This is a genomic window from Ruegeria sp. K3, from assembly GCF_056531845.1.
In genome coordinates this window covers 40,455-53,079 of record NZ_JBQFMM010000010.1, presented here as the reverse complement: position 1 = coordinate 53,079, position 12,625 = coordinate 40,455, and the positions used below count along the sequence as shown (strand labels likewise).

13 protein-coding genes are annotated in these 12,625 nt (G+C 55.6%); 5 read left to right on the top strand and 8 right to left on the bottom strand.

Going from position 1 to position 12,625, the window contains the following annotated elements:
- Positions 1-52: 52 nt before the first annotated feature.
- The 3 genes from ACR0MP_RS17015 to ACR0MP_RS17005 form a co-directional block, all read right to left on the bottom strand.
- Complete coding sequence (locus ACR0MP_RS17015) at positions 53-1,270, bottom strand: flagellin N-terminal helical domain-containing protein (protein WP_170406757.1); 1,218 nt, start codon at positions 1,268-1,270, stop codon at positions 53-55.
- Positions 1,271-1,480: 210 nt separating this feature from the next.
- Positions 1,481-1,828 carry a flagellar biosynthesis protein FlgN gene (locus ACR0MP_RS17010; protein WP_170406760.1) on the bottom strand — a complete coding sequence of 116 codons (348 nt, stop codon included), beginning with the start codon at positions 1,826-1,828 and terminating at the stop codon, positions 1,481-1,483.
- Positions 1,821-2,066 (bottom strand): rod-binding protein, encoded by a 246-nt coding sequence (locus ACR0MP_RS17005; protein WP_480887409.1) that lies wholly within the window; start codon positions 2,064-2,066, stop codon positions 1,821-1,823. The genes ACR0MP_RS17010 and ACR0MP_RS17005 overlap by 8 nt, the downstream gene beginning before the upstream one ends.
- Before the next feature lie 142 nt (positions 2,067-2,208).
- Between ACR0MP_RS17005 and ACR0MP_RS17000 the strand changes: the two genes are divergently transcribed.
- From ACR0MP_RS17000 to ACR0MP_RS16990, 3 genes are read left to right on the top strand one after another with little or no spacing between them, the layout of a single operon-like run.
- Positions 2,209-3,438 carry a flagellar hook-length control protein FliK gene (locus ACR0MP_RS17000; RefSeq protein WP_480760493.1) on the top strand — a complete coding sequence of 410 codons (1,230 nt, stop codon included), beginning with the start codon at positions 2,209-2,211 and terminating at the stop codon, positions 3,436-3,438.
- A gap of 3 nt (positions 3,439-3,441) precedes the next feature.
- Positions 3,442-4,107, top strand: coding sequence for a flagellar hook capping FlgD N-terminal domain-containing protein (locus ACR0MP_RS16995; protein ID WP_170562275.1), 666 nt, complete (start codon positions 3,442-3,444; stop codon positions 4,105-4,107).
- Entirely contained in the window at positions 4,058-5,029 is a 972-nt protein-coding gene (locus ACR0MP_RS16990) for a phosphotransferase family protein (RefSeq protein WP_480454439.1), read from the top strand. The genes ACR0MP_RS16995 and ACR0MP_RS16990 overlap by 50 nt, the downstream gene beginning before the upstream one ends.
- Here ACR0MP_RS16990 and ACR0MP_RS16985 read toward each other — a convergent pair.
- The 5 genes from ACR0MP_RS16985 to ACR0MP_RS16965 form a co-directional block, all read right to left on the bottom strand.
- Entirely contained in the window at positions 5,024-6,325 is a 1,302-nt protein-coding gene (locus tag ACR0MP_RS16985) for an NAD(P)/FAD-dependent oxidoreductase (RefSeq protein ID WP_480887414.1), read from the bottom strand. The two genes, ACR0MP_RS16990 and ACR0MP_RS16985, sit on opposite strands and share 6 nt — an antisense overlap.
- Positions 6,322-7,140, bottom strand: coding sequence for an ABC transporter permease (locus tag ACR0MP_RS16980; RefSeq protein ID WP_170398984.1), 819 nt, complete (start codon positions 7,138-7,140; stop codon positions 6,322-6,324). Before ACR0MP_RS16980 ends, ACR0MP_RS16985 begins: the two co-directional genes overlap by 4 nt.
- Positions 7,137-8,027: an ABC transporter permease subunit gene (locus tag ACR0MP_RS16975; RefSeq protein ID WP_170508943.1), complete on the bottom strand. Its 891-nt coding sequence runs from the start codon at positions 8,025-8,027 to the stop codon at positions 7,137-7,139. Before ACR0MP_RS16975 ends, ACR0MP_RS16980 begins: the two co-directional genes overlap by 4 nt.
- Positions 8,027-9,154 (bottom strand): ABC transporter ATP-binding protein, encoded by a 1,128-nt coding sequence (locus ACR0MP_RS16970; protein WP_170736236.1) that lies wholly within the window; start codon positions 9,152-9,154, stop codon positions 8,027-8,029. The genes ACR0MP_RS16975 and ACR0MP_RS16970 overlap by 1 nt, the downstream gene beginning before the upstream one ends.
- 70 nt (positions 9,155-9,224) lie before the next feature.
- Positions 9,225-10,310, bottom strand: a complete 1,086-nt coding sequence (locus ACR0MP_RS16965; protein ID WP_170398992.1) for a polyamine ABC transporter substrate-binding protein — start codon at positions 10,308-10,310, stop codon at positions 9,225-9,227.
- Between the two features lie 140 nt (positions 10,311-10,450).
- Between ACR0MP_RS16965 and ACR0MP_RS16960 the strand changes: the two genes are divergently transcribed.
- Positions 10,451-11,134 (top strand): GntR family transcriptional regulator, encoded by a 684-nt coding sequence (locus tag ACR0MP_RS16960; RefSeq protein ID WP_170406782.1) that lies wholly within the window; start codon positions 10,451-10,453, stop codon positions 11,132-11,134.
- A 75-nt stretch (positions 11,135-11,209) separates the two neighbouring features.
- Positions 11,210-12,607 carry an aspartate aminotransferase family protein gene (locus ACR0MP_RS16955; protein WP_170406785.1) on the top strand — a complete coding sequence of 466 codons (1,398 nt, stop codon included), beginning with the start codon at positions 11,210-11,212 and terminating at the stop codon, positions 12,605-12,607.
- Positions 12,608-12,625: the final 18 nt, after the last annotated feature.

Sequence of the window (12,625 nt, the reverse complement as noted above, 5' to 3'; positions counted from 1 at the left end):
GCGGGCGATTAAGTCCGGGGCACGGCGTGCGTGCCCCGGATCAGTTCCAAAGTTAGCGGAACAGCGACAGGATGGACTGTGGCGCCTGGTTCGCGATCGATAGCGATTGGGTTGCCAGCTGTTGCTGGACCTGCAACGCTTGCAGTCGCGCCGAGGTTTCTTCCATGTCAGCGTCAACCAACGAGCCGATACCGGATTTGAACGAGTCAGACAGGTTCGAGATGAACTCTTTCTGGGTCTCGATCCGACCCTGCGCCGAACCAAAAGCCGCCGAGGCATCAATCGCAGTATCGATGAGGCCTTCGATCGCGCCAAGCGCTGCGGATGCGCCGGCAGAAGTCGACACATCAATCGAGGCCAGAGCGCCTAGACCGCCAGAGTTCGCATTGGCATATTGACCGCTGATCTGCAGCGAATCCGACCCTTCGTTGGTGATATCGAGTTGCGCAGCATTCGTACCCGGATCATAGACGACCGAAACATTGGCATCCGAAGCTTCGATGGCAGCTTTTAGCCCCGCAGCGATGATCTCTTCGGGCGCGTTGCCTGCGGCGATATCCTCAGCCCGGACTGTATAAGACGCGACATCGTCGCCCAGTCGGACCGTGAAAGTATCACCAGCGGACAATGTGCCCGGATCAGCGATCACGATGCTTCCATCATCATCGCTTCCGCCGTTTCCATCCAACGAAAATCCGAATGCGTCGGCCGTATCCGCAGTGACCCCGTCAGTTCCAGTGAACACGTCGGCAGCAGTGTAACCACCTGTCGACAGGTTTTGCGCCGATACACTAATGGAAGACGCTGTCACGTTGCCTGCATTGTCTCGATCCAAAGAGGACAGAATGCTTGCGCCAGCCCCACCGTTCACCAGATTGAGGCCATTGAACTGGGCAGCGCCGACAACCGATTCGATCTGATCCCTAAGCGCGGCCACATCGGTGTTGATCTTAGCACGATCAACGTTGTCTTCCTGCGCCGCAACGATCTTGCCTTTCATCTGGTTCAGCAGATCCGTCACAGTTTCTGAGGCGTTTCGAGCAACTGCGACAGTGGATTCACCCAAGGCCAGGCTGTCCTTGATCGCATTGAAGCCGTTGACGTCTGATTCCATCACCTTTGAGATGGCCCAGACAGCCGAGTTATCCTTGGCTGTAGCCACATCCTTGCCGGTCGAGATCGCGTTTTGCGTCTGGGCGAGGTTCTTGTTGACCGATTTGAGAGTTTGTAGCGCAACCATTGCGCCATTGTTCGTCAGAATGCTGGACATATTTGTCATCCTCTTAGCGTTCGGGCGCGTTTGACGCCCATGTTGGACCCACCAAACCGGCAGGCATTCTGTCGTTCTGACCTGTGCGTCGTGCCTTGTGGCCTTCGCGCCACCCGTTGTTTCAGGTGCATCGCCACATTTGACCCCGATCTCCTAACGGAGTGCTAAGACGGGCAAATCCGAAATCTCGGATTTGAATCAAACCTGATGCTATGCCCGTTTTTCCAGCTTTGCCCGCGATCGCAAAGCAAACCCGCTACGCTGCCCCGAGGCGTCATAAGTGCTGAACTCCTGTCGGACCTGTTTCAGTTCCGCCATTCGGTCCGCCACAGTCCGAATACCCTCGGCCGCACTGTTCAAAAGGGCTTGGTTGCGCACGACCTTCTTCTGGATCCGGATCAGATCATCGCTTTCCAACACCTGCAGATCATTTATTGCACCGATCAAATTTTCTTTTTCAGGCACCAATCGATCCAGATCGGTCAAATCCCCCTGGACCAGGGCCGTGCGCTCCAGATCCAAAAGGTCTTCCAGTGCCTGAATCGGATCTTTATCCATCAAACTTCTCCATCATTGCATTGAACAAAATTTCGGAAAGGCCGATTCCACCCGCCTTTGCCATTTGCTGTGCCTGCTGTTGCACCAGAAACGAAGCAAATTGATCTTCGCCTGCGCCACCGCCAAAAGAACTTCGTGTTTGGCCGAGGCCTGCAGACTTGAGCATTTCAGCCAGAAAAGCGGCTTCCAGCTCAACAGAGGCGGCTTTCATTTTCTGTGGAATCTGGGCGGAATGCATGGTCGCACTGGTAGATGTAATCGTCATCGGATTCTCCGAAAATTGCTATGAACTTTCTCGATCAAAGGGGAAAGCGGTTAAAATAAACGTAACTTCCTGTGGGCACAGTGCCGGCCAGATCAAAGAAACCCCGGAGCGAAAAATGACCAACCCGCTGACGATCATGTCGCCTGCATCTGCCACGGGTGACAAACCGGGGGCATCTCAGGGTAAAGAGCGTGATACCAAAGGTGGGTTTGCCTTTGAGGAAGTGCTCAATGAGGATGTCGAACAAATCGAGTTGAAGGATGTTGATCCGTTTGTGGCTGATTCAAACCTGCCACCCAAACAATCAGAAATTCCATCTGTTTCTACGGCAGATTCAACTGAGACAATCAAAACCGACGAACTAGAGCCCGCCCAACTGCAGGTGGCTGCGCAAGAGGTCGCAAATGCGCCGAAACACCACGCAGATTTTGCCGTCGGTGAGACGAACCATGTTGCCGCTCCGCCCAGCCCGGTACAGCAAATTTCGCAGTTGGCCTCTGAAAACTCAACGCTAAGACAAAATGCAGGCTCGCCCGAAGCGGCTGCCCCAAGGCCTGACGCAAACGTGCTTCGAGCGCCAACCCAAGTTCCGATCCCTGATGTTAGCGGAAATGGATATCTACACCATAGGCCGGCCTCACACGCGCTAAATGCTAGCTTTTTGGGGGATACGTTTTCGAAACTGGAACCGCCAAGTCCCGAACCAGAGGTGCCACTCGTCGCACGCGCAGTTGAGCCTGTAGAGGCTCGAATAACCCGGCAAACTGTCATTTCTGCCGCCTTGAAACCGCAGACAACAGCTTGGAATCTCGACCGGGCTCCGGGCGATGCTATTGCTGAAACGGCGATCAGCGCGGAAGTTGATGACCTCTTTGCTGTCAAAGACACAGCGGTGGGCCACACGATACGCGACACGACGCAAGCGATGCCCATCGCCGCAGCCCGCGCGGAAACGGCACGCACGATTGCGGGGCAACTGGCCGCTTCGATTTCGACCCGACCAAATACCGGTGGCGTTGAAATAGCCCTGAACCCCGAAGAGCTTGGGCGCGTATCAATCTCGCTCAACGGTCGAGAAGACGGGTTTCATCTATCGATCGCGGCCGAACGGCCTGAAACACTGGACCTGATGCGGCGACACATTGCGATCCTGTCGGCTGAGTTCGAAAAGCTGGGTTATGGGGATCTGTCGCTTGACCTTAGCATGTCCGGGGACTCGTCCCAGCATGGTGACCCATCAGAGCCTGGCCCTTCCTCAGAAACGGTCGAAATGGTTCGCGACGCGGACCATAAGGCACCCACACTTTCGGCTGGCCCTGAAAGGGGCCTTGATATGAGGCTTTAATTGATGATTTCAGCGACCAATTCAGTGACCGCAACGGGTGCAAATCCCGGCGCAAACAACAATTCGGAACGCTCGGCACTGACGTCAGATTTCGAGACCTTTCTGCGCATGCTGACCGTGCAGGCGCGCAATCAGGATCCGCTTGAACCTCTGGATTCCTCCGAATATGCCTCTCAGCTGGCGCAGTTCTCGATGGTCGAACAACAAGTCAAAGCCAATGAGCTTCTGTCTGGTCTCGCGCTGACAATGGGGGCAGTCGATCTTAATCAGCTCACCGGCTGGGTTGGGATGAATGTCAAAACCGATGCACCGTTTCGCTTTGTAAATCAGCCTGTTCCGATTTTTGCTCAGGCCGAACCCACTGCCGACCGGGCCGAGTTGGTCATCCGCAACGACCAGGGCACCATTGTCGATCGCATCCCTGTGCCTACCGATAAGGCCGAATTCGAGTGGGCCGGGGTCAGCAGTGCCGGTGATCCCTTTCCCGCTGGCAGTTACTCAGCCACATTGGAGAGCTTCAAAAGAGGTGAGTTACTAACCAGCACGCCCGCATCTGCCTTCGGTCGGGTGGTAGAGGCACAGGTCAGCGAAGGTGGCATCATCCTGAAACTGGAGAGCGGTGCAGAGGTGTCCGCCGAAATGGTCACGCAAATCCGCACGGGCGCTTGATCTGGAAGGCAAGGCGGGCCAAAGCTTGGCGCATCGCGACTCGCCCCCTAACCCGGTATCTCTCCTGTCTGATCATCACCAACCTCCCCCGGGCCTTGTTGCCCAGCTCAGCACCCAAGGTTTGATCCGCCACGACGTGACCTTCGAGGTGTTGTACGGTGGGCGGACCAATCATGTCTGGAAGGTTTTGTCCGGCAATAGTGATGCCGTGCTTAAGCTATACAGTGCGCGGTTTCAGAACCCCTTGTTTCGCAACGATGCCCGGCTTGAGTCAGAATGTCTGCGCACGCTCAACAGCTTTGGCTTCGTGCCCAATTTACGTGCCACGGGTTCCTTTGGAGACGACAGCTGGGTCTACTATGACCACGCTCCGGGCGTCCCTTGGCAGGACGATGTTTCGGGCGTGGCCCATCTGCTTGGAAGGTTGCACCAAATTCCGGTCAATCTGGACCTCCCTAACGGCTGCAATGGCAGCGAAGATCTGGAACAGCACGCGTGTCAAATTCTGGCTGATTGCCACGCGGAAGAGCGGCGATCGTTGCTTGCAAAAAAACCTCAGGCCCAAGTACCGCCATTATCCGCGCGGTGCTTGATCCATGGCGATCCGGTCGCGGGAAACATCCTGCAATCGAAAAATGGGCTGACGCTGATCGATTGGCAATGCCCGGCCTTCGGTGACCCATGTGAAGACTTGGCGATATTCCTTTCACCTGCGATGCAGCAACTCTATCGAGGCGCGCCCTTGTCCGAGGCCGAAGAGACGCTGTTTCTTAAGGCCTACGACCAACCCGATATCACCGAACGCTATCTGTCATTGAGGCCTTGGTTTGCCTGGCGCATGGCCGCTTATTGTCTTTGGCGGGCCGAAAACGGTGCGGCTGATTATGCCATTGGGTATGAGTTGGAAGTTGAGGCCTTATAGGTCCGCCAGACCCAGATACGCATAGGCTGGCGGCATGACAGCGCGACGCCAACGGCCAAAGGGAAACCGCCCCGGCGCACCCGCAATAGGGGACGGAATGTCTGCGGATTGCCCCAGCACCAGTCGCGCCAAAGCACGTCCACAATAGGTTCCCATCGCCACACCATTGCCGTGGTAAGCAAACCCTGCATACATCCCCGGATGCTCAGGAACCGGGCCCACAAAGGGCACAAGGTTCCGGGCAAGGCAAACCATGCCGGACCACTTATGTGTGACATCGACCGTGTCCCAGGCGGGGAACATCCGCCTGAAATCCCCGAAGGCCTTTTGCCGAATGCGCGCCTCAGCCCCAGGGGATGAAAGCAGCCCCCCTCGTGTCCCAAACAGAAATCGTCGATTGGGCATCAATCGGAAATAGTGCAGCAAATTACGCGTGTCATAGGCCATCTGATCCGACGTCCAGCCTTGCGCCTGCAGCTCGACATCAGTCAGAGGCCGCGTCACAAGAACCGTTGACTGTGCAGGCATATAACGCGCGGCCAACCAGGGCGGCAGATCCTCGCTTGAGTAGCCATTTGTGCACACCAGAACGTTCGAAGCACGAACGTGACCCGCAGGCGAGGTCAGCACGAATCCCAAGGTGGCCTGTTTGATCTGCGTGATCGGGCTGTTCTGGAACAGAGTTGCGCCCTTTGCCTGGGCAGCGCCTGCCAAGCCGAACAGATACTTTCGGGGGTTCAGGGCAAAACCAATCGGAGTTGTATAGCCGCCGAAAAACGCACCGCCCAACCCAAGGCTCCTCAGTTCGCCGATTTCGTGCAATTGTCCGGCCGGATCGGCCGACCGGCGCAATCGTTCCATCGCGCGCCGTGAATGGGCCAGTTGAGTTTCACCATTGGAATGCGTTTCGGCGTCGATTTGGTTATCACGCAGAAGGTCAGCAACCAGTGAAACGGCGTCTTCTTCCGCTTGGTAATAGGCCTGCGTTGCCACCTGACCATAGCGACGGGTCAGACCAGCCTTGCTGAGCTTTGACCCGCCCAGACAACAAAAGCCCCCGTTTCGACCGGACGCCCCCCAGCCCGGTGTTTCCGCCTCGAACACAGCGACCGAAACCCCTGCCTCGGACAGATGCAATGCGGCGGACAAGCCGGTAAACCCGCCCCCGATGACGGCGACGTCAACGCTGATATCGTCTTCGAGCTTTGGCCAAGCAGGGGTCGCGATCGTCTCATCCCACCAACACCCCGCGCGTGGCGCGGGGCCGTAGGCATAATCAGGAAATATACGCCTCATTCAGCGCTTGCCGCGGCCAACTCATCCTGTTTCTGCCGAACCATCGCCCGCTTGGTCACCAGGGACGCGGTAATAACGCCCACCGTGACAACCGCGATCATTAACGTCGACAGCGCGTTGATCTCTGGACTGACCCCCAGACGCACAGCCGAGAAAATCTTGATCGGCAACGTGGTGGCAGAAGGTCCAGATGTAAACGAGGCAATCACAAGGTCATCCAGCGATAGGGTGAAAGCCAGCAGCCATCCCGAAATCACTGCAGGCGCGATGATTGGCAGTGTGACCAGACGAAACGCCTGCGCCGGAGAGCAGCCCAGGTCCAGCGCCGCCTCTTCCAACGACCGATCAAAGGTCACAAGACGCGAGGATACGACGACCGAGACAAAACACATCGAAAACGTCGTGTGCGCCAGAACGATGGTCAAGATCCCCCGGTCCAATCCGATGCCAATGAACAACAACAGCAGCGACAGACCCGTGATCACTTCGGGCATCACGAGCGGGGCATAGATCATCCCGGAAAACAGCGTGCGCCCAAAGAACCGTCCGCCGCGCACCAGAACGTAAGCTGCTGCGGTGCCCAGAATCGTGGCCAACGTTGACGAGAACACAGCCACACGCAGCGTGACCCAGGCTGCATCAAGAAAGGCTTCGTTCTGCATCAACTCGCCGTACCATTTGGTCGAAAAACCGGCCCAAACAGTGACTAGCTTGCTTTCGTTGAAGCTGAAGATGATCAGGATGATCATCGGGATATACAGAAAGGCAAATCCCAGCGTCAGTGAGACAGTGTTGAACCAGCTCAGCCTGTTCATTGTTCTGCCTCCGTCTGCTTTTGCTGGTTGCGCTGGAACAGCACAATCGGGATCACGAGGATGAGCAACAGAACCACGGCCACCGCGCTGGCGACGGGCCAATCGCGGTTCGAGAAGAACTCTTCCCACAGCACCTTACCGATCATCAAGGTCCCCGATCCGCCCAGTAGCGAGGGGATTACGAATTCCCCAATCACCGGAATCATCACGAGGAAGCAGCCCGCGATAATACCGGGGCGCGACAAGGGGATTGTGATCAACCAGAATGCCTGCAGTCGCGAACACCCAAGGTCTTCGGCGGCTTCGATCAGCGACCCGTCCATCCGTTCAAGCGACGAATAAATCGGCAGGATCATAAAAGGTAGGTAGGTATAAACGATACCGATATAAACTGCGGTATTCGTGTTCAGAATGGTCAACGGGGTCGAGATGATGCCCGTCCACAGCAACAATTGGTTCAGATAGCCTTCGTTGCTGAGGATACCCATCCATGCGTAGACCCGGATCAGAAACGAAGTCCAGAACGGCAGGATGACCAGCATCATGAATGTAGGTCGCCACTCTTCAGGTGCGCGCGCCATCGCATATGCGATCGGATACCCGACAATCAGCGTCAACACCGTTGAGATCAGCGCGATCTTTACGCTGGACAGATAGGCCTTCCAATAAAGATCATCTTCAGTCAGCCAGACAAAGTTTTCCAGATCAAGCTGGCTGAAGAAATCCCTGATACCCGCCCAACCTGCGGACAGGTCCAGCGTCGGAGTGTAGGGCGGAATGGCAAGTGCGGTGTCTGAAAGCGATATCTTTAGGACGATAAAGAATGGCACCAAGAACAGTGCCAGCAACCAGACATACGGGACAGCGATAAGAACAGCGCGGCGCATCAGTTTTCCAGCAGAACTGCGGCAGTCGCTGTCCAGGACAGCCAAACCGGGTCTTCCCAGGTGAACGAGCGGCGCGAGATGCGGCGGGTATTCGCTGTTTGCGCCTTGATGATCGTGCCGTTTGGCAGTTCGACATGATAGGTCGACAAGTTGCCCAGATAGGCGATGTCATGCACCTTGCCCTGAATGGCGTTGATTGCATCGACCGGGCGCTCGGCAGAGATCGCGACCTTTTCAGGCCGGATCGCCAGATGACAGCTCTGACCATTGGACAGTTGGGTCGCAGAAGACGCCGCTAACGGGGGCTGCCCTTCTGCCCACTCGATCTGATAACTTTCGTCGCCTACTGCAGTAGCTCGTCCCTCAATGATATTTACATCCCCAATGAAATCAGCAACATAAACCGAGTTTGGTGTCTCATAGATGCGATCTGGAGTTGCCACTTGCATCAGTTTGCCCTGATCCATCACGGCCACTCGGCTGGCAACGGTCATCGCCTCTTCTTGATCGTGCGTCACGATGACAAAGGTCGTGCCGGTTTTTTCCTGAATGTCCATCAACTCGAACTGAGTATCCTGACGGAGTTTCTTATCCAAAGCACCCAAAGGTTCGTCGAGCAATAGCAGTTTTGGTGCTTTGGCCAATGACCGGGCCAGCGCAACGCGTTGGCGTTGACCACCCGAGATCTGGTGCGGCTTGCGGCGTGCGAACTGTTCCAGCCGGGTTAGGCGCAGCATCTCATCGACCCGCTCTTCCAGATCGCGCTTGGGCATGTTGTCCCGGCGCAGGCCAAAGGCGATGTTGTCCCAGATGCTGAGATGAGGAAACAGCGCATACGACTGAAACATCATGTTTACCGCCCGTTTGTTGGGCGGGATCGGGTCGATATCCTGTCCACCCAGAAGGATATGACCATCGGAGGGGGTTTCGAATCCGGCCAGCATCCGCATCATCGTGGTCTTGCCGCAGCCCGACGGGCCGAGCAGCGCAAAGAACTCACGCTCGTAGATATCCAATGAAAGATTGTCGATTGCGGTGAATGCGCCAAAACGCTTGGTGACGTTCTGGAACTGGATCAAGGGTTTCGCCTGCGGGTCATCCCACGGCGCAAAGACTTCAGAATTCAAGGCGGCCCCCGTTTATCGGTCAGGATAAAAATGGCGCAAGGCAGTGGGCCCGCCTTGCGCTATGATCAGATCAGGTGCCTGATTTCACTTTGGTCCAGAGACGTGTCACCACTCGCTGGGTCTTTGCCGGATAAGGTGTGGTGATGTAGAGGTTCTGCATGGTCGCATCATCCGGATAGATCGCCGGATCACCGATCACGTCCTCTTCAAGAAACTCCTGCGAGGCCTTGTTGCCGTTGGCGTAGTACACATAGTTCGACGCCGCAGCCATGTTGTTGGCATCCAGGATAAAGTTCAGGAACTGGTGCGCGCCTTCGGGGTTTGGTGCGTCGACCGGAATAGCCATCTGGTCAAACCACATCAGCGAGCCTTCCGCAAAGGGATGGTATTCAATTTCCACGCCGTTATCCGCTTCCGCCGCACGGTCGCGTGCCTGCAAGATGTCGCCCGACCAGCCGACAGCAACGCAGATATCACCATTGGCGAGCGCATTGATGTATTCCGAACTATGGAATTTCTGAACATACGGGCGCACACTGGTCAGAATCTCTTCGGTTTTCCCAATTACGTCTGTGTCGTGGCTGTCAGGGTCTTCGCCGATATACTGCAGCACCATCGGAATGATCTCAGACGGTGCGTCCAGGAAATGCACCCCACACGAGGCCAGCTTTTCCATGTTCTCGGGCTTGAGCACCAGATCCATGCTGTTAAGCGCAACATCGTCGCCCAGCACTTCTTTGACCTTGCCGACATTCAACCCGATACCTGTCGTGCCCCACATATAGTTGATCGAGTAGGCGTTGTTGGGGTCATACCCTGCAGTTCGTTCCTGGATCACATCCCATAGGTTGCCTGCATTCGACAGCTTGGCGGCATCCAGTTCCTGGAATGCGCCGGCCTGGATCTGGCGTTGTAGGAACGTGCCTGAAGGCACAACCACATCATAGCCTGACCCACCGGCCAGCATTTTTGTTTCCAGAACCTCGTTGCTGTCGAACACATCGTAGATCAGGGTTAGCCCTGTTTCTTCTTCGAATTTGCTCAGCAGATCTTCGTCAATGTAGTCGGACCAGTTATAGACGCGCACTTCTTCAGCAAACGCGGCCGAAGTCCCCAATGCGACGATCGCTGTCATCCCCAGCGTTTTCAGTTTCATATTTTTCTCCCTGCAACTGTGCGGCCATTTTGACCTTTTTTTGGATTTGATCAAGTTTTGCGTTTCACGACGGTTTCACCTATGGTCGGAATAGGTGAAGATTCTGGCAAGACAGAAACACTTGGATTGGGGCAAACCTTTTGGATTTGATCAAAAATAAAGCAGATACACCTCCGGTAGATGAAGAAAAACGCCCAGCGCACGAACAGGTCTATCGGACACTGAAATCCCAGATTCTGTTTGGCGATCTCGTGCCCGGGCAGCCGGTCACGATCCAGGGACTGACTGATTCGCTTGGTGTCGGCATGACTCCGGTGCGCGAGGCGATACGCCGTCTGATTTCCGACGGCGCGCTCATTTTTCAGGGCAATCGTCGCGTGAGCGTCCCGCTGCTTTCAGCCAACGACATCGAGCAGATGATTTTTGCAAGAATTTCAATAGAAACAGAGCTTTCCAGGCGATCCACAAAGAACATATCTATAACCGAGATCGACTATCTTGAGCAGCTGGATCAACGATTGGACAATATGATCGCGGATGGAGATGTAGGGGGTTACCTGCGTTTGAACCACGCCTTTCACCAATCTCTGTATTCCCATGCGGACGCTCCGATACTTGTTGATCTAGCCGAACGGCTATGGCTGCGATTCGGCCCTTCGTTGCGCATCGTTTGCGGTCGCTTCGGCACTCAAAGCCTGCCCGACAGACACAAAGACATTATTGCCGCGCTACGTGAGCGAGATGCAGAAAAGGCCGCGTTAGCAACAGCGCAGGACATTGAGCAGGGTATGGGAATGATGGGCGATGCTTTGCCAAGCACCTAGAAACCAGCGATTCGATTGACAGCATAAAATTTGATCATATTCTATCTGGCAACGACGCTTGCTGGAGAATCCGAGATGTCCACCATCACCAATCACATGCCCACTGCCGAATTGCAGGCGCTGGACGCAGCACACCATTTGCATCCTTTTTCGACCAATGAGGCGCTGGCAGACGAAGGTGTCAGGGTCATCACCCGTGCCAAGGGCGTCTATCTGACCGATAGCGAAGGTCATGAAATTCTGGATGGTATGGCCGGATTGTGGTGCGTAAATATCGGATATGGCCGCGACGAGCTGGCCGATGCAGCCGCACGTCAAATGCGCGAGCTGCCGTATTATAATACTTTCTTCAAGACGACCCATACGCCCGCCATTGCGCTGGCTGCAAAACTGGCTGAGCTTGCGCCAGGTGATCTGAACCATGTCTTCTTTGCCGGAAGCGGGTCCGAGGCCAACGACACCAACATCCGTCTAGTGCGCACCTATTGGGCCGAAAAAGGTCAGCCGGACAAGAACATCATCATCAGCCGCAAGAATGCCTATCACGGTTCTTCTGTTGGATCGGCGTCGTTGGGTGGCATGGCAGGAATGCATGCGCAGGGCGGCATTCCAATCCCGAATGTCCACCATATCAACCAGCCAAATTGGTGGGCGGAAGGCGGCGATATGAGCCCGGAGGAATTCGGCCTTGCCCGCGCGCGCGAGCTGGAAGAAGCCATTCAGGAACTGGGCGAAGATCGCGTCGCTGCCTTCATCGCCGAACCTGTGCAGGGCGCAGGCGGCGTGATCATCGCACCCGACACATATTGGCCTGAAATTCAGCGCATCTGCGACAAGTACGATATACTGCTGATCGCGGATGAGGTGATCTGCGGGTTTGGCCGAACCGGCAACTGGTTTGGCTCGCAAACCGTCGGGATCAAACCGCATATCATGACAATCGCCAAGGGCCTTAGCTCAGGCTATGCACCTATTGGCGGATCGATCGTCTGCGACGAAGTCGCCCGTGTCATCAGCGCCACCGAGTTCAACCATGGCTACACCTATTCCGGCCACCCGGTTGCCGCAGCAGTTGCGCTCGAAAATCTGCGCATCCTCGAAGAAGAAAACGTCGTCGATCATGTGCGCAACGTGGCCGCGCCCTATATGAAAAAGAAATGGGACGCATTGGTCGAGCATCCGCTAGTCGGAGAGGCAAAGATCGCAGGCTTGATGGGGTCCATCGCATTAACGCCTGAAAAGGCAAGCCGAGCCAAGTTCGCATCAGATCCCGGCACGATCGGATATATCTGCCGCGAACATTGCTTCAAAAACAATCTGATCATGCGTCATGTGGATGACCGCTTGGTCATCTCTCCGCCGCTGGTCATTACCCCGGCCGAAATCGACGAGATGTTCGTGCGCATTCAAAAATCGTTGGATGATGCGTTGGTTGAAATCAACGAAAAAGGTCTGATGAAGCCTGCGTCCTGATCATTAGATCATGGGCGA